General features: G+C 61.8%; 20 protein-coding genes and 2 pseudogenes. 6 read left to right on the forward strand and 16 right to left on the reverse strand.

Annotation, left to right across the window (positions count from 1 at the left end; translation table 11 throughout):
- Positions 1-2 precede the first annotated feature (2 nt).
- A pseudogene (locus I5961_RS09455) lies at positions 3-751 on the reverse strand (substrate-binding periplasmic protein).
- Between the two features lie 145 nt (positions 752-896).
- On the opposite strand from I5961_RS09455, the gene dnaX reads away from it, so the two are divergent.
- From dnaX to I5961_RS09480, 5 genes are all read left to right on the forward strand, one after another.
- A complete protein-coding gene (dnaX, locus tag I5961_RS09460) occupies positions 897-2,987 on the forward strand; it encodes a DNA polymerase III subunit gamma/tau (RefSeq protein WP_227235030.1) in 2,091 nt (696 codons plus the stop codon).
- A gap of 67 nt (positions 2,988-3,054) precedes the next feature.
- Positions 3,055-3,393: a YbaB/EbfC family nucleoid-associated protein gene (locus tag I5961_RS09465; protein WP_007951650.1), complete on the forward strand. Its 339-nt coding sequence runs from the start codon at positions 3,055-3,057 to the stop codon at positions 3,391-3,393.
- A gap of 210 nt (positions 3,394-3,603) precedes the next feature.
- On the forward strand, positions 3,604-4,638 hold the full coding sequence (locus I5961_RS09470) for an NADP-dependent oxidoreductase (RefSeq protein ID WP_085700220.1): 1,035 nt from the start codon (positions 3,604-3,606) through the stop codon (positions 4,636-4,638).
- A 66-nt stretch (positions 4,639-4,704) separates the two neighbouring features.
- On the forward strand, positions 4,705-5,307 hold the full coding sequence (recR, locus tag I5961_RS09475; protein ID WP_085700219.1) for a recombination mediator RecR: 603 nt from the start codon (positions 4,705-4,707) through the stop codon (positions 5,305-5,307).
- Positions 5,308-5,378: 71 nt separating this feature from the next.
- Positions 5,379-6,527: an acyl-CoA dehydrogenase family protein gene (locus tag I5961_RS09480; protein WP_085700218.1), complete on the forward strand. Its 1,149-nt coding sequence runs from the start codon at positions 5,379-5,381 to the stop codon at positions 6,525-6,527.
- Between the two features lie 134 nt (positions 6,528-6,661).
- On the opposite strand, the gene I5961_RS09485 is transcribed toward I5961_RS09480, so the two are convergent.
- The 9 genes from I5961_RS09485 to I5961_RS09525 all read right to left on the reverse strand — a co-directional run bounded on the left by I5961_RS09485 (position 6,662) and on the right by I5961_RS09525 (position 15,596).
- Positions 6,662-7,210, reverse strand: coding sequence for an adenine phosphoribosyltransferase (locus I5961_RS09485; protein ID WP_085700217.1), 549 nt, complete (start codon positions 7,208-7,210; stop codon positions 6,662-6,664).
- 78 nt (positions 7,211-7,288) lie between these two features.
- Entirely contained in the window at positions 7,289-8,023 is a 735-nt protein-coding gene (fnr, locus tag I5961_RS09490; protein WP_007951654.1) for a fumarate/nitrate reduction transcriptional regulator Fnr, read from the reverse strand.
- A 199-nt stretch (positions 8,024-8,222) separates the two neighbouring features.
- Positions 8,223-9,602, reverse strand: coding sequence for an oxygen-independent coproporphyrinogen III oxidase (gene hemN, locus I5961_RS09495; protein WP_227235032.1), 1,380 nt, complete (start codon positions 9,600-9,602; stop codon positions 8,223-8,225).
- A gap of 82 nt (positions 9,603-9,684) precedes the next feature.
- Positions 9,685-10,368, reverse strand: a complete 684-nt coding sequence (locus I5961_RS09500; protein WP_039770036.1) for a sulfite exporter TauE/SafE family protein — start codon at positions 10,366-10,368, stop codon at positions 9,685-9,687.
- Positions 10,361-10,573: a cbb3-type cytochrome oxidase assembly protein CcoS gene (ccoS, locus tag I5961_RS09505; RefSeq protein ID WP_007951659.1), complete on the reverse strand. Its 213-nt coding sequence runs from the start codon at positions 10,571-10,573 to the stop codon at positions 10,361-10,363. The genes I5961_RS09500 and ccoS overlap by 8 nt, the downstream gene beginning before the upstream one ends.
- Before the next feature lie 22 nt (positions 10,574-10,595).
- Complete coding sequence (locus I5961_RS09510; protein WP_227235033.1) at positions 10,596-13,046, reverse strand: heavy metal translocating P-type ATPase; 2,451 nt, start codon at positions 13,044-13,046, stop codon at positions 10,596-10,598.
- 133 nt (positions 13,047-13,179) lie between these two features.
- Entirely contained in the window at positions 13,180-13,719 is a 540-nt protein-coding gene (locus tag I5961_RS09515; protein ID WP_227235035.1) for a FixH family protein, read from the reverse strand.
- Between the two features lie 11 nt (positions 13,720-13,730).
- The gene (ccoG, locus tag I5961_RS09520; protein WP_085700214.1) at positions 13,731-15,146 is read right to left on the reverse strand and encodes a cytochrome c oxidase accessory protein CcoG; all 1,416 of its coding nucleotides are present in this window, start codon (positions 15,144-15,146) and stop codon (positions 13,731-13,733) included.
- Between the two features lie 261 nt (positions 15,147-15,407).
- A complete protein-coding gene (locus I5961_RS09525) occupies positions 15,408-15,596 on the reverse strand; it encodes a hypothetical protein (protein ID WP_227235036.1) in 189 nt (62 codons plus the stop codon).
- A 176-nt stretch (positions 15,597-15,772) separates the two neighbouring features.
- Between I5961_RS09525 and I5961_RS09530 the strand changes: the two are divergent.
- Positions 15,773-15,930, forward strand: a pseudogene (locus tag I5961_RS09530) (phosphoesterase); the annotation flags it as partial.
- A 58-nt stretch (positions 15,931-15,988) separates the two neighbouring features.
- On the opposite strand, the gene ccoP (I5961_RS09535) reads toward I5961_RS09530, so the two are convergent.
- From ccoP (I5961_RS09535) to I5961_RS09560, 6 genes are all read right to left on the reverse strand, one after another.
- Positions 15,989-16,972 (reverse strand): cytochrome-c oxidase, cbb3-type subunit III, encoded by a 984-nt coding sequence (gene ccoP / locus I5961_RS09535; protein ID WP_085700211.1) that lies wholly within the window; start codon positions 16,970-16,972, stop codon positions 15,989-15,991.
- Positions 16,969-17,154, reverse strand: coding sequence for a CcoQ/FixQ family Cbb3-type cytochrome c oxidase assembly chaperone (locus I5961_RS09540; protein ID WP_003175465.1), 186 nt, complete (start codon positions 17,152-17,154; stop codon positions 16,969-16,971). Before I5961_RS09540 ends, ccoP (I5961_RS09535) begins: the two co-directional genes overlap by 4 nt.
- 6 nt (positions 17,155-17,160) lie before the next feature.
- Positions 17,161-17,769: a cytochrome-c oxidase, cbb3-type subunit II gene (gene ccoO / locus I5961_RS09545; RefSeq protein WP_085700210.1), complete on the reverse strand. Its 609-nt coding sequence runs from the start codon at positions 17,767-17,769 to the stop codon at positions 17,161-17,163.
- Positions 17,769-19,211: a cytochrome-c oxidase, cbb3-type subunit I gene (gene ccoN / locus I5961_RS09550; protein WP_085690137.1), complete on the reverse strand. Its 1,443-nt coding sequence runs from the start codon at positions 19,209-19,211 to the stop codon at positions 17,769-17,771. Before ccoN ends, ccoO begins: the two co-directional genes overlap by 1 nt.
- A 481-nt stretch (positions 19,212-19,692) precedes the next feature.
- Positions 19,693-20,646: a cytochrome-c oxidase, cbb3-type subunit III gene (gene ccoP, locus I5961_RS09555; protein WP_085700209.1), complete on the reverse strand. Its 954-nt coding sequence runs from the start codon at positions 20,644-20,646 to the stop codon at positions 19,693-19,695.
- On the reverse strand, positions 20,643-20,840 hold the full coding sequence (locus I5961_RS09560) for a cbb3-type cytochrome oxidase subunit 3 (RefSeq protein WP_085700208.1): 198 nt from the start codon (positions 20,838-20,840) through the stop codon (positions 20,643-20,645). The genes ccoP (I5961_RS09555) and I5961_RS09560 overlap by 4 nt, the downstream gene beginning before the upstream one ends.
- Positions 20,841-20,844: the final 4 nt, after the last annotated feature.

Raw genomic sequence — 20,844 nt, forward strand, 5'->3', positions numbered from 1 at the left:
TCTCACGGTTCACTGGCCGATCCTCCGGTATACAACCGGATAATGTCATCAATCTCCCCGACATTTTCATCCGCAGCAGCGTCCGCAAGATCCGCTGCACCGGCACATTCGGGTCGTTGCGGATGTAGCAGCCGACCTGCTGCTCCTGCAATACCGCCACCCCTTGCAGTTGCTGCCCCGGCAGCAGGCGCTGGTTGAACCAGTCCAGTGTCCATTGATTGCTTACGGCATAGCGATAACGGCCGGCCAGCAACTTGTCCAGGACCTGTTCCTGATTGCGCGCGTCTTCGCGCCGTAAGCGGTCGGTTTCAAACAGTGGTTGCAAGGTGGGGTAGCTGTAACCGAGCACAGTGCCGATCGCCTGGCGAGGCAGAAGGGCAGGATCGGCTTCGGTTGGCTGATTCTGACGGCTGATGAGCAGGTCGCGCTGGAAAAAAAGCGGAATGCTCCAGATGTAATCCCCGGACAGATTCGGCAGCCAGGATTGTGCGGCATAGCAGCGCACATCGACTTCGCCGTGTTCCATGGCGTTCTGCACACGGTTGCGGGGCAGGACGTGAAATTGCGCCGGCACGCCAACCTGAGTCGCCAGGCTGAGCATGATGTCGTAAAGGATGCCCTGGGTCGGGCGGCCGCGTTCGATCTGCACCATCGGCATCGCCCAGCTGTCGGCAACGACGAAGCGCAGCGGCGGTTGCGACGCCATCGCGCTCAGGCTCAATCCCAGTAATGCCCCCACGGCCCACCGCATAAATGCTCCGGTAATTCCCGATCCCGAGCCGACAAAAGCCCTCGCTCATGCAGCTTAGCCAGAATAGACGAGCACACCGGATGCAATTTTGCCCTTGCTCCGCTAGCATTAGCCGCTTCTGCTTCCTTTGCCGCGACGGTTTTCGATGAGTTATCAGGTTCTTGCACGTAAATGGCGTCCGCGCTCGTTCCGCGAAATGGTCGGCCAGACCCATGTGCTCAAGGCTCTGATCAATGCCTTGGACAGCCAGCGCCTGCACCACGCCTACCTCTTCACCGGTACGCGGGGCGTTGGCAAGACCACGATTGCGCGGATCATCGCCAAATGCCTGAACTGTGAAACAGGTATCACTTCAAGCCCGTGCGGCGAGTGTTCGGTGTGCCGCGAGATCGATGAAGGTCGTTTCGTCGACCTGATCGAGATCGACGCCGCGAGCCGGACCAAGGTCGAGGACACCCGCGAGCTGCTCGACAACGTGCAATACGCCCCGAGCCGCGGGCGCTTCAAGGTCTACCTGATCGACGAAGTGCACATGCTCTCCAGCCATTCCTTCAATGCGCTGCTGAAAACCCTCGAAGAGCCACCGCCCTACGTCAAGTTCATCCTGGCGACCACCGACCCGCAGAAACTTCCGGCAACGATTTTGTCGCGATGCCTGCAGTTCTCTCTGAAGAACATGACACCTGAGCGTGTTGTCGAGCATTTGACTCATGTCCTGACCGCCGAAAACGTACCGTTCGAAGACGACGCCCTGTGGCTGCTCGGCCGCGCCGCCGACGGTTCGATGCGTGACGCCATGAGCCTGACCGACCAGGCCATCGCCTTCGGTGAAGGCAAGGTGCTGGCCACCGATGTGCGGGCAATGCTCGGTACGCTGGATCATGGCCAGGTTTACGACGTGCTGCACGCGCTGATCGAAGGTGATGCCAAGGCGTTGCTCGAAGCCGTGCGTCACCTGGCCGAACAGGGTCCGGACTGGAACGGCGTGCTCTCGGAAATTCTCAACGTGCTGCACCGCGTCGCCATCGCCCAGGCCCTGCCGGAAGGTGTCGATAACGGCCACGGCGACCGTGACCGGGTGCTGGCGCTGGCCCAGGCCCTGCCGGCCGAAGACGTCCAGTTCTATTACCAGATGGGCCTGATCGGCCGCCGCGACTTGCCGCTGGCGCCGGACCCGCGAGGCGGTTTCGAAATGGTGCTGCTGCGGATGCTGGCCTTCCGGCCGGCAGACACGGCGGACGCCCCGAGGCAACCGCTAAAGCCAGTGGGGATCAGCCAGGCCACAGTTGATTCCGCAAACTCAGTGGCTGCCGCGCCGAAACCTGCGCCGGTAGTGGCTGCCGCTGTTGCGCCGGCTCCGGTGGTTGCACCGGCACCTGCGCCTGCGCCTGTTCCCGAGCCTGTACCGGTTGCCGCGGTGATTGCGCCTGAACCCGTTCCTGAGCCAGAACCCGAGCCGGTCGTGGCCGAAGAAGTCGTCGACCTGCCGTGGAATGACCCGGTAGAACTTGCACCTGGGCAGCAGCCAGCGGTCGAGCCCGTGCTGGAAACCACCGCCGAACAGCCGGATCTGCCGCCTATGCCGCTGCCGACCCCGGACAGCGTCGTGCCGGACGCCCCGGAGTGGGCCGCCGCGCCGATCCCCGAGCCGTCAGTGGCCGAAGTCGATGCCGCCACACCGGGCATGGACATGGACGACGAGCCGCCGCTCGACGAGGACTACATCGAGCCGGACATGGATTCGGCCTACAGTTACCTCGACGATCTGGCCAGCGAACACGCCGCAGAACCGGCTCCCGAACCCGAGCCGGAACCTGCCGCCGCGCCGGCCACAGGTCTGGCCCTGCAATGGCTGGAGCTGTTCCCGCAACTGCCGATCTCCGGCATGACCGGTAGCATCGCCGCCAACTGCACGCTGATCGCGGTCGATGGCGACCACTGGCTGATGCACCTGGACCCGGCCCACAGTGCCTTGTTCAACGCCACCCAGCAGCGTCGTCTGAACGATGCGCTGAACCAGTTCCACGGACGCACGCTGACCCTGACCATCGAGCTGATCAAGCCCGAGCAGGAAACCCCGGCCCAGGCTGCGTCCCGGCGCCGTGCCAACCGTCAGCGCGAGGCGGAGGAGTCGATCCACGGCGATCCGTTCATCCAGCAGATGGTCCAGCAGTTCGGTGCGGTCGTGCGACACGATACTATTGAACCTGTCGACGCCCTGGTCAGTCAGGGCTAATAACTGAGGGCGTCCGGCCTGTGTGGCCGGGCGCTGTTTTGATCCAAGTACTTTTGAGGTGATTCCCATGATGAAAGGTGGCATGGCCGGCCTGATGAAGCAGGCGCAGCAAATGCAGGAAAAAATGGCCAAGATGCAGGAAGAACTGGCCAACGCCGAAGTCACCGGCAAAGCCGGTGGCGATCTGGTCACCGTGGTGATGACCGGCCGTCATGACGTGAAGAAGGTCAGCATCGACCCGAGCGTACTGCCAGGCCTGGACGAAGACGACCGTGAAGTGGTCGAGGATCTGGTGGCTGCAGCCGTCAACGCCGCCGTGCGTCAGATCGAAGCCAACAGCCAGGCGAAAATGGGCAGCATGACCGCTGGCATGAACCTGCCGGCCGGTATGAAACTGCCGTTCTGATTCGCCTTGGCGGGTTGGATGAGCGACAAAAAATGCCAGGCATCGTGCCTGGCATTTTTTTTGGCCTGTTGATCGTTCCCACGCTCTGGACTGACCCCGACAAAGTGGACGATTCGATACCTCGACGATCGCTTATCAAACGGAACGCACCATCCCCACCAAGGTCTGCTCCCTATACCACCGAATTCATCATTCAAAGGAGACGCTGACATGTCCGACTCTCTGACCCTCAATCAACGCTTCGTGCTGGCCTCGCGACCGGTGGGCGCGCCAACGCCCGAGAACTTCCGTCTGGAGCGCGAGGCGCTGCCGGACCTTGAAGACGGCCAGGTGTTGCTCAAGACCCTGTACCTGTCACTCGATCCCTACATGCGCGGGCGCATGAGTGATGCGCCGTCCTACGCGGCGCCGGTACAGATCGGCGAGGTGATGACCGGCGGCGCTGTCAGCCGTGTAGAACAGTCGCGTCATCCGAAATTCCACCCCGGCGATCTGGTGGTGGGTGCCACCGGCTGGCAAAGCCACAGCATCAGCGACGGCCGCAACATCATCCCGATCCCGTCCGGCCTGCCGAGCCCGTCGATGGCCCTCGGCGTGCTGGGCATGCCCGGCATGACCGCCTACATGGGCCTGATGGACATCGGCCAGCCAAAAGAAGGGGAGACTCTGGTGGTCGCCGCCGCTTCCGGTGCAGTGGGCTCGGTGGTCGGCCAGGTGGCGAAGATCAAAGGCCTGCGCGCCGTCGGCGTGGCCGGTGGTGCCGAGAAGTGCAAATACGTGGTCGAGCAATTGGGCTTCGATGCCTGCATCGATCACAAGGCACCGGACTTTGCCGAGCAACTGGCCAAGGCCTGTCCCAATGGCATCGACATCTATTACGAAAACGTTGGCGGCCATGTTTTCGATGCGGTCGTCCCTCTGCTCAATCCCAAGGCGCGGATCCCGCTGTGCGGCCTGATCGCCGGCTACAACGCCTCGGAAGCGCCGAAAGGCCCGGATCGCTTGCCTGCCTTGCAACGCACCTTGCTGACCAAACGCGTACGGATTCAGGGCTTCATCGTGTTTGACGACTATGGCGACCGTCAGCCGGAATTCATCAGCGCCATGGTGCCGTGGGTGCGCGATGGCAAGGTGAAATTCCGCGAGGACGTGGTCGAGGGCCTGGAGCAGGCACCGCAGGCGTTTATCGGGCTGCTGGAGGGGCGTAACTTCGGCAAACTGGTGGTGAAGGTTGCACAGGACTGAGGATTTGACGCTGGCCGGAGGCGCGGGTATAAACCGCGTCTCGTCGTTTTGTCGGACTTTTTCCCCATGAGCTTCAGCCCTTTGATTCGCCAACTGATCGACGCCCTGCGAACTTTGCCGGGCGTGGGTCAGAAAACTGCCCAGCGTATGGCGTTGCAGTTGCTCGAGCGTGACCGCAGCGGCGGCACGCGCCTGGCCCAGGCCCTGAGCCAGGCCATGGAGGGGGTCGGACACTGCCGTCAGTGCCGCACGCTGACCGAAGACGATCTGTGCCCGCAATGCGCCGACACCCGCCGCGACGACACGCTGTTGTGCGTGGTGGAAGGGCCGATGGATGTCTACGCGGTCGAGCAGACCGGGTTCCGCGGTCGCTACTTCGTGCTCAAGGGGCACCTGTCGCCGCTGGACGGCCTGGGCCCGGAAGCCATCGGCATCCCGCAATTGATGGCGCGGATCGAAGAGGCGGGCACCTTCACCGAAGTCATCCTCGCCACCAACCCGACCGTGGAAGGTGAAGCAACCGCCCACTACATTGCTCAGTTGCTGCAGAGCAAAGGCCTGATCGCCTCGCGCATCGCTCACGGCGTACCGTTGGGTGGCGAACTGGAACTGGTGGACGGCGGCACGCTGGCTCACTCGTTTGCAGGGCGCAAGCCGATTTCCCTCTGAGCCACACAATCCTGTTGAAAACCAAGCAAGCGCTCGGTTAAGTTCGGCGAACCCTTCCATGGAGTTCGCCGATGCCCGCCTTCCAGGAATACTTCGACCCCAGCCACCAATTGGTCCGCGACAGCGTCAGACGTTTCGTCGAGCGCGAGATCCTGCCGGACATCGATACGTGGGAAGAAGCCGAAAGCTTCCCCCGTGAGCTTTACCTCAAGGCCGGTGCGGCCGGCATCCTCGGCATCGGTTACCCCGAAGCGCTGGGTGGCAGTCACGAAGGAGATCTGTTCGCCAAGATCGCCGCCAGCGAAGAACTGATGCGTTGTGGTTCCGGCGGGCTTGTAGCCGGGCTCGGTTCGCTTGATATCGGTTTGCCGCCGATCGTCAAATGGGCCCGGCCCGAAGTCCGTGACCGGGTCGTCCCTCAAGTGCTCAGCGGCGAGAAGATCAGCGCCCTGGCAGTGACCGAGCCGGGCGGCGGCTCCGACGTCGCCAACCTGCAGACCCGCGCCGTGCGCGATGGCGATCATTACCGGGTCAGCGGCAGCAAAACCTTTATCACCAGTGGCGTGCGCGCCGATTACTACACCGTCGCGGTGCGCACCGGTGCGCCCGGTTTTGCCGGCATCAGCCTGCTATTGATCGAGAAGGGCACACCCGGTTTCACTGTTGGCCGGCAACTGAAGAAAATGGGCTGGTGGGCGTCGGACACCGCTGAATTGTTCTTCGACGATTGCCCGGTGCCGGTGGGCAATCTGATCGGCGCGCAGAACATGGGGTTTGCCTGCATCATGGGCAACTTTCAGAGCGAGCGTCTGGCGTTGGCCTTGATGGCCAACATGACCGCGCAACTGGCGCTGGAAGAGAGTCTGAAATGGGCGAAGGAGCGGCAGGCGTTCGGCAAGCCCATCGGCAAGTTCCAGGTGATCAAGCATCGCCTTGCGGAAATGGCCACGGCGCTGGAAGTCTCGCGGGAGTTCACCTACCGGCAGGCGGCGAAGATGGCGGCGGGGCAGAGCGTGATCAAGGAAATCTCCATGGCCAAGAACTTTGCCACGGACACTTCGGATCGCATTACCAACGAGGCGGTGCAGATTCTTGGCGGGCTGGGTTATATGCGCGAAAGCCTGGTGGAGCGGCTGTACCGGGATAACCGCATTCTGTCGATTGGCGGCGGGACGCGGGAAGTGATGAACGAGATCATCAGCAAGCAGATGGGACTGTAATCCTCGGTGTTGATCGTTCCCACGCTCTGCGTGGGAATGCAGCCCGGGACGCTCCGCGTCCCTTCCAAAGCCGAACGCGGAGCGTCCGTTGAGGCATTCCCACGCAGAGCGTGGGAACGATCGGGCGCGGGGTTTTACTTGTCAGTCAACGCAAACTGCGTCAGGCAGAACGTCGCAATCCCCATGTCCTCAAGACGCTGCGAACCACCCAGCTCCGGCAGATCAATGATCGCCGCCGCTTCGTGAACACGGGCGCCCATGCGGCGGATCAGGTTGGCCGCTGCGATCAGCGTGCCGCCGGTGGCGATCAGGTCATCGAACATCACCACCGAATCGCCTTCACACAGGCTGTCGGCGTGCACTTCGAGGAACGCTTCGCCGTACTCGGTTGCGTAGCCTTCGGCCAGCACATCCGCCGGCAGTTTTCCTTGCTTGCGAAACAGCACCAGCGGCTTGTTCAGCTGATAGGCCAGCACCGACCCGATCAGGAAACCGCGAGCGTCCATCGCGCCGATGTGGGTGAAGTCGGCTTCCACATAGCGGTGGGCGAAGCTGTCCATCACCAGGCGCAGGGCCTTGGGCGACTGGAACAGCGGGGTGATGTCGCGAAAGATCACACCCGGTTTCGGGAAGTCGATCACGGGGCGGATCAGGGATTTGATGTCGAAGGAGTCGAAGACCATCGTCGAGGTGTCCTGGCAGGGCTGCAAACGGCGCAGTATACCCGCGGCTGAAACGATACGCTCGGCCGCGGGTCGAGATCAGACTTCGAGCGAGCCGCCGGCCAGGGCGCAGAGCTGGATCGGGTCGAGGATATGGATTTCCTTGCCCTCGGCTGCGATCAGTTCGTTCTGCTGGAAGCGGGTGAAGACCCGGGACACGGTTTCCACCGCCAGCCCCAGGTAGTTGCCGATTTCATTGCGGGACATGCTCAGGCGGAACTGGTTGGCCGAGAAGCCGCGAGCGCGGAAACGCGCCGACAGGTTGACCAGGAACGTGGCGATGCGCTCGTCGGCGGTTTTCTTCGACAGCAGCAACATCATTTGCTGGTCATCGCGGATTTCGCGGCTCATCACGCGCATCAACTGACGGCGCAGCTGCGGCAATTGCAGGGCCAGTTCGTCGAGGCGTTCGAAGGGAATTTCGCAAACCGAAGTGGTTTCCAGCGCCTGGGCGGAAACCGGGTGTTTCTCGGTGTCCATGCCGGACAGCCCGACCAGTTCGCTCGGCAGGTGGAAACCGGTCAGTTGTTCTTCGCCGGTGTCGCTCAGGCTGAAGGTCTTCAGGGCGCCGGAGCGTACTGCATAAACGGAATCGAAGGTGTCGCCCTGACGGAACAGGAACTCACCCTTTTTCAGCGGGCGGCCACGTTTAACGATTTCGTCCAGCGCATCCATGTCTTCCAGATTCAGCGAAAGTGGCAGGCAGAGAGGGGCCAGGCTGCAATCCTTGCAATTAGCCTGGTTGTGAGCGCGCAGTTTAACTGGCTCGGACATTTCTTAAATCCTTGTGGGAAAACACACATAAGGCGTAAGGGTAACCCAGCGGAGGACATTCAGGCCAGCCTGTGGCGAGATTGCCCCCAAGGCATGAAGCCGCAGGGATGACGGCCGATAAACGTGTCTCGGACGGCGTGCAAGGCACCGTTTCGATGACCGTGATACCCGGACAACCCCTGCGTTGTGCTTGAAAAAGCTAGATCACCCGCGAGAAACGCTGGCGGTTTTGCTGTTCCAGGTAGGCGTCGAACACCATGCACACCGAACGTACCAGCAGGCGACCGGCCGGCAGCACGGTGATGCGCTCGCGATCCAGTTCGATCAGCCCGTCCTGCGCCATGCCCTGCAATTGCGGCCAGAGCGCGCCGAAATAACCCTGAAAATCGATGTTGAAGCTGCGTTCGATCTCGGCGAAATCCAGGCTGAAATTGCAGATCAGTTGCTGGATCACTGCACGACGCAGGCGATCGTCAGCGTTACACACCAGACCACGACTGGTGGCCAGTTGCGCGCCGGCGAGGGTGTTCTGGTAGTGATTGAGGTCGCTGCTGTTCTGGCAGTACAGGTCGCCGATCTGGCTGATGGCCGACACGCCAAGCCCGATCAGGTCGCAATGACCGTGAGTGGTGTAGCCCTGGAAGTTGCGCTGCAGGGTCGATTCTTCCTGAGCAATCGCCAGTTCATCGTCGGGCAGGGCGAAGTGGTCCATGCCGATGTAGCGATAGCCGGCGGCGGTCAGTTGTTCGATGGTGCGTTGCAGCATTTCCAGTTTCTGCGCCGGGCTTGGCAGTTCGTTGCCGTTGATCCGCCGCTGTGGCATGAAGCGTTCCGGCAGGTGCGCGTAGTTGAACACCGAGAGCCGGTCCGGTTGCAGGCTGATGACTTCCTCGACGGTGCGGGCGAAATTGTCCGGGGTCTGTTTGGGCAGGCCGTAGATCAGGTCGATGTTGATCGAGCGAAATTGCAGAGTCCGCGCTGCGTCGATCACCGCGCGGGTTTCTTCCAGGCTTTGCAGGCGATTGACCGCCCGTTGTACCGCCGGGTCGAGGTCTTGCAGGCCGATACTGACCCGGTTGAAGCCTAATTCGCGCAGCAGGCCCATGGTCGACCAGTCGGCTTCGCGCGGGTCAATCTCGATGCCGTAGTCGCCGGAATCATCGTCCAGCAGATTGAAGTGCTTGCGCAGGTGCGCCATCAACTGGCGCAGTTCGTCGTGGCTGAGAAAGGTCGGCGTGCCGCCGAAGTGCAGTTGCTCGACTTTCTGTGCGGGGTCGAGGTGGCAGGCGATCAGCTGGATTTCCTGCTCGAGCCGTTGCAGATACGGCAGCGCGCGGCCGCGATCTTTGGTGATGACCTTGTTGCAGGCGCAGTAGTAGCAAATGTTCGCGCAGAACGGTACGTGCACGTACAGCGACAACGGGCGCAGGGCCTTGCGGCTGTCGCGCAGGGCGTGGAACAGGTCGAAGGTGCCGACCTGACTGTGAAATTGTACGGCCGTCGGGTACGAGGTGTAGCGCGGCCCCGCCAGGTCGTAGCGGCGGATCAAATCGGTGTCCCAACGAATGGCGTCGAGCATGCGGGCATTCCCCCGGATAGGCTGGCAGTGTGCCGAGTCTAGGGGAGGGCGCGAAAAAGCATCTTGATTTGCATCAACGGGATCAGTGGCCCATCAGCCAGTGCTGGTGCGGGCCCGGCAGAGTCCAGATGCCGAACAGGATCACCAGCAGACCGCCGGCCATGCGCACGCTGCGTTTGCGCAACAGCGCCGTGACCCGCTCGGCCGCGAGGCCGGTCGCCAGCAGCACCGGCCAGGTGCCGAGCCCGAAAGCGAGCATCAGCAATGCACTGTCGAGAGCATTGCCCTGACTGGCCGACCACAGCAACGTGCTGTAAACCAGCCCGCACGGCAGCCAGCCCCACAGTGCGCCGAGCAATAAAGCCCGGGGCAGGCTCGACACCGGCAGCAGGCGATTGGCGACAGGCTGAATGTAGCGCCACAGCCCGCGACCGAGGCTTTCGATGCGAGTCAGGCCGCTCCACCAGCCTGCCAGATACAGGCCCATGGCGATCAGCAGCAAACCCGCAAGCACGCGCATGAACAGCGCAGCAGGACTGTTCGCCACGGCCCATCCCGCCAGTCCGATCAGCAATCCCGCCGTGGCATAGCTGAGAATCCGCCCGAGGTTATAGGCCAGCAGCAATCGAAAGCGTCGGCTGCGTTGTTCCTTGGGAATCGCCAGGGTCAGCGCGCCCATCAGACCACCGCACATGCCCAGGCAATGCCCGCCGCCGAGCAGGCCGAGAATCAACGCAGACACCAGCAGCGGCGCCAGTTCAAGCATGGGGTGGCGCCTTGTCGTCCGGTTTCGCGGGGTTGGCTTCGTCCACAGCGGCGGTATGGTTCGGATCCTGATCGTCGAACAGGATGCTGTGGGCCGGGCCGTCGAGGTCGTCGTACTGGCCGCTGTCCACCGCCCAGAAAAAGATGTAGACGGCGATGGCCACGATCAGCAGCGCGGCCGGAATCATCACGTAGAGAGCTGGCATCTGTACTCCATGCCCGCGCGGCTCAGGCCGGCAGCGGGCGGGTTTCTGACGTGGCGTTGACGGCCGGCGCGCTCGGCAGGCGAGTCAGGCGCAGGGCGTTGAGCACCACGGTCAGCGAACTGATCGACATGCCGACGGCGGCCCACACCGGAGTGATCCAGCCGAGGGCGGCGAACGGCAACATGAGGCCATTGTACAGCGCGGCCCACAACAGGTTCTCGATGATCACCCGGCGGGTGCGGCGGGCCAGCGTGAAGGCTTGCACCAGTGCGTCGAGACGGTTGGACAGCAACACTGCGTCGGCGCTGGTTTTCGCAAGATCGGTGGCCGAGCCCATGGCCACGCTGATGTCGGCGGCGGCCAGTACCGGCACATCGTTGACCCCGTCACCGAGCATCAACACCTTGCGGCCGTCCTTGTGCAGTTGTTGCAGCACTTGCAACTTATCGTCCGGGCGCAGACCGCCGCGCGCCTCATCGATGCCCAGTTCGGCGGCGACGCTGGCGACCATCGGCGAACTGTCGCCCGACAGCAGCAGCGTGCGCCAGCCGCGCGCCTTGCATGCGGCGAGCAGGGCCGGGGCGTCATCGCGCAGACGGTCGTCGAGGGCGAACCAGGCCAGCGGCCCCTGACGGTCACCGAGCAGTAGCCATTGACCCGGTTCCTTCGGCATCGAAGGCACCGGCGCGCCGCTGAGATCACACACAAACGCCGCTTGACCGATGCGCAAACGCTGCTCATCGACCGACCCTTCAAGCCCCAGGCCAGGCGTGCTGTGGACGTCTTCGGCAGCCAATGGCGCGCGACCGAAGGCGCGGGCAATCGGGTGTTCCGAACGGTTTTCCAGGGCGGCGGCGAGGCTCAGGCATTGATCGCTGTCGAGGGCGCCAAGCGGTCGGATCGAACGCAGCACCAGTCGGCCTTCGGTGAGGGTGCCGGTCTTGTCGAAAATCACCGTGTCGATCTGGTTCAGCCCTTCCAGCACATGGCCGCGCGTCAGTAGCAGGCCGAGTTTGTGCAGGGTGCCGGTGGCGGCGGTGAGGGCGGTTGGCGTCGCCAGCGACAGCGCGCACGGGCAGGTCGCCACCAGCATGGCGAGGACGATCCAGAATGCTCGCGACGAATCCAGCTCCCACCACAGCAGGCCAATGGCGGCCGCCGCGATCAGCGACAACAACAAAAACCACTGCGCAGCGCGGTCGGCGATTTCCGCCAGCCGTGGTTTTTCTGCCTGGGCGCGATCCAGCAGGCGGACGATGGCCGACAGTCGTGTGTCCTGGCCCAGAGCCTGCACCTCGACGATCAGCGCGCCTTCCACGTTCAGCGTGCCGGCGGTGACAGCATCGCCTATGGCGCGCGGCTGCGGCAGGTATTCGCCGGTCAGCACCGATTCGTCGATGCTCGACTGGCCATCGAGGATCTTGCCGTCCGCCGGCAGCACCGAGCCGGGCTGCACCAGCACCCGATCACCGAGGCGCAATTCGCTGAGCAGGATGCGTTCACTCTGGCCGGCATCGTCGAGACGCAGACACGAGGCGGGCAACAGATTGACCAGTTGCGCGGTGGCAGCGGCGGTGCGCTCGCGGGCGCGGCGTTCGAGGTAGCGCCCGGCAAGCAGGAACAGCGCAAACATGCCCACCGCGTCGAAATACAGTTCGCCGACCCCGGTGATCGAGGTCCAGATCCCGGCGACATACGCCGCGCCGATCGCCAGCGACACCGAGACGTCCATGGTCAGGTGACGGGTGCGCAGGTCACGCATGGCGCCCTTGAAAAACGGCGCGCAGCTGTAGAACACAATCGGCGTGGTGAGGAACAGCGCGACCCAGCGCAGGATGGTGTGCAGCTCCGGGCTGAGATCGATGTTGAATTCCGGCCAGGTAGCCATGGTCGCCATCATCGCCTGGAACCACAGCAGGCCGGCGACGCCGAGTTGGCGCAGGGCGAGGCGGTTTTCGCTGGCCAGTTGTTCGCTCGCGCGGTCGGCCTGATACGGGTGTGCGGCATAGCCAATGTGGCGCAGTTCACTGAGGATCTGGCTCAGCGGCAACTGAGCGTCAGCCCAGCGCACATGCAGGCGATGATTGGACAGGTTCAATCGCGCCTCGGCCACGGCGGGCAGCGTGCGCAGGTGTTTCTCGATCAGCCAGCCGCACGCGGCGCAACTGATGCCTTCCATCAGCAGCGTGGTTTCGGCCAGTTCACCTTCGTGGCGCACGAAGGGTTGTTGCACGTCGGCGCGGTCGTACAACTCAAGCTCATCGACCAGTTGCACCGGCAGCGCTTCGGGGTTGGCCGAGGCTTCGCTGCGATGCTGGTAATAGCTTTCCAGGCCACCGGCGACGATGGCTTCGGCCACCGCCTGACAGCCGGGGCAGCAGAACTCGCGGGATTCCCCGAGCACGACGGCGGTGAAGCGGCTGCCGGACGGGGCGGGCAGGGCGCAGTGGTAGCAGGGGACTGGAATGGTCATGAGGCTTTCCGATGATCGTTCCCACGTTCCGCGTGGGACGGCCTCCACGGACGCTCCGCGTCCGCTTCGGCCGGGACGCGGAGCGTCCGTGGCTGCGTGCCCACGCAGAGCGTGGGTGCGATCAGAGTAAGGCTTAGTGCTTCAGGTCTTCAGCGCCCTGCAACGGCTCATCACCGAGCAACAAATCCTTGTCATGGCTGACCAGCTCTTCCTCGAACATCCGCCACACGTGATCGTCCTGGGTGCCCAGCAATTCAACAAAACGCCGGCCTTCGATCTTGTCGCTCAACTGGCCGATGTACCGGCCCTGTTCGGTCTCGCTACGGGCCAGGACAATCTTGCGATCCTTCTCCGGTTGAGTCGGCGAGATCAGGTTCAGTTCCAGGGTTTTCGGCTGGCTGTCGCCGCTCAGGCGCAGATCGACTTCGCCGGTGACATCATCCAGATGCACGGCAGCGCGCATCTTCAAGGTCTGCGCCAGCAGTTCGCGATCCAGTGAACGGTTGATGCCTTTGCCGGCCTCGTAGTAGTTATCGTTGACCAGGTTGTCCGGGTTGTTCACCGCAATGGTCACCATGGACAGCGTCAGGGTCACCGAACAGGCCAGAATCCCGATGATGATCCATGGCCAAAGGTGCTTGTACCAGGGACTTGCGGAGTTTGCTGCGGGCATGTTCAGTTCTCTCAACGATTTTGTGGGCCGATGAAACGGCTCTTGGCTTCTACGTGGACGCTGTCGTCATCGGCATCCTTGAGGATGAATTTCACCTCGTTGGTGCTCGATGGCAATTGTTCAGGTGCGCTCGACAGTTCGACCGGCATGCTGAAGATTTCCCCGGCCGGCACCTTGATCTCGCGTTTGCCTTGCAGGCGCAGATCCGGCAAGCCGGCAGCTTCCAGCACATAAGTGTGGTCGCGCTGATCCTTGTTCATGATCTTCAGGCTGTAGACGTTTTCGATCCGGCCTTCGGCGTTTTCACGGTAAAGCACGCGGTCTTTGCTGACGTCGAAACCCACCAGCGAACGCATGAAGAATGCGGTCACCAACAGGCTGATCATCGCCAGCAGCACCACGGCGTAGCCGATCAGGCGCGGGCGCAGTTTATGGGTCTTCTGCCCGGATAAATTGTGTTCGGTGGTGTAGCTGATCAGCCCGCGCGGGTAATCCATCTTGTCCATGATGCTGTCGCAGGCGTCGATGCATGCGGCGCAACCGATGCACTCGATCTGCAGGCCGTCGCGGATGTCGATGCCGGTCGGGCAGACCTGAACGCACATGGTGCAGTCGATGCAGTCGCCCAGGCCCAGGGCCTTGTAGTCGACGCCTTTCTTGCGCGGGCCACGGCTTTCGCCGCGCCGCGGGTCGTAGGAAACAATCAGGGTGTCCTTGTCGAACATCACGCTCTGGAAGCGCGCATACGGACACATGTAGATGCACACCTGCTCCCGCAACCAGCCGGCGTTGCCGTACGTGGCGAGGGTGAAGAAGCCGACCCAGAAATACGACCAGCCATCGGCTTGCCCGGTGAAGAAGTCAAAGACCAGTTCACGGATCGGCGAGAAGTAGCCGACGAAGGTCATGCCGGTGACGAAACCGATCAGCAACCACATGGCGTGCTTGGCGAACTTGCGCAGGAACTTGTTGGCACTCATCGGCGCCTTGTCCAGCTTGATGCGCTGGTTGCGGTCGCCTTCGGTGACCTTTTCGCACCACATGAAAATCCACGTCCACACGCTTTGTGGGCAGGTATAACCACACCAGACCCGGCCGGCATACACCGTGATGAAGAACAGGCCGAATGCGGCAATGATCAGCAGGCCCGAAAGCAGGATGAAATCCTGGGGCCAGAAGGTGGCGCCGAAAATGAAGAACTTGCGTTCCGGCAGGTTCCACCACACGGCCTGATGGCCGCCCCAGTTCAGCCACACCGTACCGAAATACAACAGGAACAGCGCCGTGCCGCCCATCATCCGCAGATTGCGGAACAGGCCGGTGAAAGCTCTTGTGTAGATTTTTTCTCGAGCGGCGTAAAGATCGACGCTGTTGTTCGCGTTCTTGTCGGGCGGCGTGACGTCGTGTACCGGAATCTGGTTGCTCATCATTGCATCCCACGGCAGTGGAAAAATGCCTCGGTCGATACGTGCCGACCGGGGTCAAAAAGGGGTGTTGCAGTGGCCCAATGATACGCCTGTACCACCGACGAACGGGTGCGACCTTTGGTCGCGTTGGGGAAAAAACCTGAATGGTGTAGCGAATGCAGCAAAGCATGATGCAGATCAATTGACTATAGACGACAGGCACTGCTGACATTGAGGCGGCTGCGCTGCACAAGAGCAGACGCAGCCGCTTTCATCGGTCGTTCACAGTATCCGGCCGCCGCCAAGGCTATCCATTCCACCGGTGCCTTTTTTTCTGTCAGCTGCGACATTGCCTTTCGTGGAGCGCTTTTGTCGTTTCAGGCTGTCGCTATCGGTCACATCGTTTTGTGGGGTCTGTTCATCCGTTTGAATCGGCTCATCACCGCCCTGATTCTGATGTTGTTCGTTCATCGTATGCCTTCCTTGCAAGATGAGTTGTGAGGTCGCAGCGCATCGGCTGCCGAAGGACGTTATCGCTTGCCAGCCAATGTGCCCAACGAATTTCGGTTGCGAGATGTGAAGCTGCGATGTGGTTCTTTTAGCCCCACAGATTGATCTGCGTACTCGAAAAATGTCGGAGAGGTTCGTTTCTCAGCGGCGCAGCGTCCCAGCAGACGTACCTGACAGCTAGCTTTTCGGATGATCGCAAGCAACTGCATGTCAATCTGATCGAGAACAATGATTGGCAAAAACCGCAATTCGCGGACAGGTTCCGCTGAAATCCATCTGGGCCAGTCGGCCATAAGCAAAAGCCCCGCCAATTCTCATTGGCGGGGCCGTTTTTTTTGCTTCAAACGTTGGCCTTACTGGGCCTCGGCTTCCGCTGGTTTTTCACCGTGGGACAGGCTGTAAACATAAGCCGCCAGCAGGTGAACCTTGTCGTTGCCTTGCAGTTGTTCCTGGGCAGGCATCTGGCCCTGGCGGCCGTAACGGATGGTCTGCTGCAGCTGCGCGAAGCTCGAGCCGTAGATGAACGCGGCCGGGTGGGTCAGGTTCGGGGCGCCCATTGCCGGGGTGCCTTTGCCTTCCGGACCGTGGCACGCCACGCAGTTGGCAGCGAACAGTTTCTGGCCGTTGGCCGGATCCGCCTTGGTGCCTTCCGGCAGCTTGCGGCCATCGAGATTGGTCAGCACGAACGCGGCCACGTCGGCCACGCCTTGCTCACCGATCACTTCCGCCCAGGCCGGCATCACCGCGTGACGACCGCCCATGATGGTGGTCTTGATGGTTTCCGGTTCGCCGCCCCAGCGCCAGTCGGCGTCGGTCAGGTTAGGGAAACCATAAGCGCCCTTGGCGTCGGAACCGTGGCAGACCGAGCAGTTGGAGGCGAACAGACGGCCACCCATCTTCAGGGCTTGCGGATCCTTCGCGACTTCCTCGATCGGCATCGCCGCGAACTTGGCGAAGATCGGACCGAACTTGGCGTCCGAGCGAGCCATTTCCTTTTCCCACTCGTGAACGCCGGTCCAGCCGGTCTGGCCGTTGGCGAACGGGGTCTGCTTCTCGGTATCGAGGTAGTTGTAGCCCGGCAGCAGGCCTTTCCAGCTGCCCAGGCCCGGGTACAGCACCAGATAACCCAACGCGAACACGATGGTACCCACGAACAGCATGAACCACCATTTCGGCAGCGGGTTGTCGTACTCCTCGATCCCGTCGAAGGAGTGGCCGACCGTCTCGTCGGTCTGCTCGGCGCGCTGACCCTTGCGGGTCGACAGCAACAGCCAGGTCAGGGAAAAGATCGTACCGAGACTGAGGACTGTGACGTACAGACTCCAGAATGTAGTCATTCTTTGTTACTCCTAGAAGCTTGCTCGACGTGCTTGATGGCTTCGGGATCATCCGCGAAGGGCAGCAAGGTCGCGTCTTCAAACTCCGACTTGCGCTTGGGGCTGAACACCCACAACGCCAGGCCGATGAAGGCGACCATCACGACAACGGTGCCCAGGCCTCGAATCATCCCGATATCCATCAAGAATCACCGTTTGCTTTTGATGATGGTGCCCAGGCCTTGCAGATAGGCCACCAGCGCGTCCATTTCGGTTTTGCCCTTCACGGCATCCCTGGCACCGGCGATGTCTTCGTCGGTGTAAGGGACGCCGAGCGTGCGCAACACTTCCATTTTCCTGGCCGTGTCTTTGCCATCGAGCTTGTTTTCTACGAGGAACGGGTAGGCCGGCATTTTCGACTCAGGCACTACGTTGCGCGGGTTGTACAAGTGCGCACGCTGCCAGTCATCGGAGTAACGACCGCCGACGCGGGCCAGGTCCGGGCCGGTACGCTTGGAACCCCACAGGAACGGGTGATCCCAGACGCTTTCACCGGCGACCGAGTAATGGCCGTAGCGTTCGGTTTCGGCACGGAACGGACGGATCATCTGCGAGTGGCAGCCGACACAGCCGTTGGCGATGTAAACGTCGCGGCCTTCCAGTTCAAGGGCGGTGCGCGGCTTCATGCCTTCGACCGGCTTGTTGGTGACGTCCTGGAAGAACAGCGGAACGATTTGGGTCAGGCCACCGACGCTGACGGCGATGACCATGAAGAAGGCCAGCAGGCCAATATTCTTCTCGACAGCTTCATGCTTCATCAGTGAGCTCCAACTACGGCGATCTTGGCGGCGGCTTCAGCTTCAGCCGGGTCCGAGGCGCGAACGGTGCGCCACACGTTGTAGGCCATCAACAGCATGCCGCTGGCGAAGAACGCACCGCCCAGGGCACGGACGATGTAGCCAGGATGGCTGGCCTGCAGCGCTTCGACGAACGAGTAGGTGAGGGTGCCGTCGTCGTTGATTGCACGCCACATCAGGCCTTGAGTGATGCCGTTGACCCACATCGAAGCGATGTACAGCACGGTACCGATGGTCGCGAGCCAGAAGTGCGCGTTGATCAGACCGACGCTGTGCATCTGCGCGCGGCCGAACAGTTTCGGGATCATGTGGTAGATCGCGCCGATCGAGATCATCGCTACCCAGCCGAGTGCACCGGCGTGTACGTGGCCGATGGTCCAGTCGGTGTAGTGCGAGAGCGAGTTGACGGTCTTGATCGCCATCATCGGACCTTCGAAGGTCGACATGCCGTAGAACGCCAGCGATACCACGAGGAAACGCAGGATCGGGTCGGTGCGCAGCTTATGCCAGGCGCCCGACAGGGTCATCATGCCGTTGATCATGCCGCCCCAGCTCGGCGCCAGCAGGATGATCGACATTGCCATGCCCAGCGATTGTGCCCAGTCCGGCAGAGCGGTGTAGTGCAGGTGGTGCGGGCCGGCCCAGATGTACAGGGTGATCAGCGCCCAGAAGTGCACGATCGACAGACGATAGGAGTAGATCGGACGTTCGGCCTGTTTCGGCACGAAGTAGTACATCATCCCCAGGAAACCGGTGGTCAGGAAGAAGCCCACGGCGTTGTGGCCGTACCACCACTGGATCATCGCGTCGGTGGCGCCCGAGTAGGCCGAGTAGGACTTGAACAGGCTGACCGGCAGCGACATGTGGTTGACGATGTGCAGCATCGCGGTCACCACGATGAACGCACCGTAGAACCAGTTACCGACATAGATGTGCTTGGTCTTGCGCTTGGTGATGGTGCCGAAGAACACCAGACCGTAGGTGACCCAGACAATGGCCAGCAGAATGGCGAGAGGCCATTCCAGTTCCGCGTATTCCTTGGTGGTGGTGTAACCCAGCGGCAAGGTAATGATCGCGCCGACAATGACCGCTTGCCATCCCCAGAAGGTGAAGGCCGCGAGGCTGTCGGAAATCAGTCGCGTCTGGCAGGTTCGCTGCACGACATAGTAGGAAGTGGCAAACAGTGCACAACCACCGAAGGCGAAAATCACCAGGTTTGTGTGCAACGGGCGCAGGCGTCCAAAGCTCGTCCACGGCAGACCGAAATTCAGCTCCGGCCAGACCAGTTGCGAGGCGATGAAGACACCGAGCCCCATGCCAAGGATCCCCCAGACCACCGTCATGATGGCGAACTGGCGGACTACCTTATAGTTATAAGCAGTCGGACTGATTGCTGTGCTCATTCTAAGGTTCCACGGTTTGGGTGTTTTATTAGGATTAAAATCGGCCGCAAGTATGTAGAAAGCAGGGGGTCAATGCAACGCGCCATGACCTGGGTCAATGCTTTCCAACGCTGATTCTGCGGCCTTTCCATGCGCCGCGTAAGGACAAAATTGCCCTCGGGCAAAATGTCGCAGCGGACGAAAAAAGCGAGGGGTCCCGGTCGGATGTAACGGGGTGTGTTCGAGCGCTCGGTTCGGGTGACGGACGGTAATCGGCACGACAGCCGGTATCTACCGGCCTTTGCGGCCATGTCAGTCAGCCGATTCGTTCAACGCCTCGCTCAGGGTCGACCTGGAACCGGCACGGGCCAGTCCGCATCGAGCAAGCGTAGACCCGAATCCGGGTAACCGAAAGGAGAGGGGCTGAAGGGGTGCGACAATGCGTCGCAAAGGGGCTGGAAACTGCCGCACTGGAAACGTGCGGCAGTGTTGTACGCAATGATTACTTTTTGTTGTCTTCAGTAATCAGTTTTTCTGTATTCAATCCATTGCTAAGGCTGTACACATAAGCGGCAAGCAATTGCACTTTATCGTTGCCCAACAGCTCGTTCTGAGCTGGCATGTGGCCTTGACGGCCATGGCGAATGGTCTGCTCGAGTTGGGTCAGGCTGGTGCCGTAGATGAAACCGGCCGGGTGCGTCAGATTCGGCGCGCCCATGGCTTCAGTGCCCTGGCCGTTTGCCCCGTGGCAGGCAATGCAGGTGGTGCTGAACGCCTGCTGACCGGCTTGCAGATCCGCCTTGTTGTCCGCCGGCAATGGCAGCCCCGCCAGTTCATGACGCACATAGGCGGCAACGTTTTTCACGCCAGCCTCGCCCAGCACTTCACCCCACGCCGGCATCGCCGCCATCCGGCCACCCATGATGGTGGTCTTGATGGTTTCGGCGCTGCCGCCCCAACGCCAGTCCTTGTCGGCGAGGTTAGGGAAGCCGAACGCGCCTTTGGCATCCGAGCCATGGCACACCGAGCAGTTGGAGGCGAACAGACGGCCACCCATTTTCAGCGCCTGCGGATCCTTCGCCACTTCTTCCACCGGCATCGCGGCGAACTTGGCGAAGATCGGCCCGAATTTGGCGTCGGCCTTGCTCATTTCCTTTTCCCACTCGTGGACGCCGGTCCAGCCGTCCTCGTAGCCGGGCAGGATGCCTTTCCAGTTGCCGAGGCCCGGATAAAGGATCAGATAGCCCACGGAAAACACCAGCGTGCCGGCAAACAGCATGAACCACCACTGCGGCAGCGGGTTGTCGTACTCCTCGATGCCGTCGAAGCTGTGGCCCATGGTCTGGTCGACGCTGCCCTTGGTTTCGCCCCGACGGGTGCCGACCAGCAGCCAGGTCAGGCCGATCAGGCTGCCGATGGTCAGTACGCAGATCCACGTACTCCAGAAGGTGGTCATGACCGGGTACTCCTTGTTTCAGTTGCAGGGGTTGGGTCGGGTTGCGGCTCGTCGGCAAACGGCAGCAGGCGCGCTTCGGCAAATTCCGGCGTGCGTTTGCGGTTGAATACCCACAGGGTCAGGCCGACGAAGGCCACGAACACCACGACCGTGCCGAGGCCGCGAATCAGCCCCGCGCTCATTTCAAAGGCCATCTCA

This window comes from Pseudomonas sp. IAC-BECa141 (genome assembly GCF_020544405.1).
Lineage (GTDB): Bacteria > Pseudomonadota > Gammaproteobacteria > Pseudomonadales > Pseudomonadaceae > Aquipseudomonas.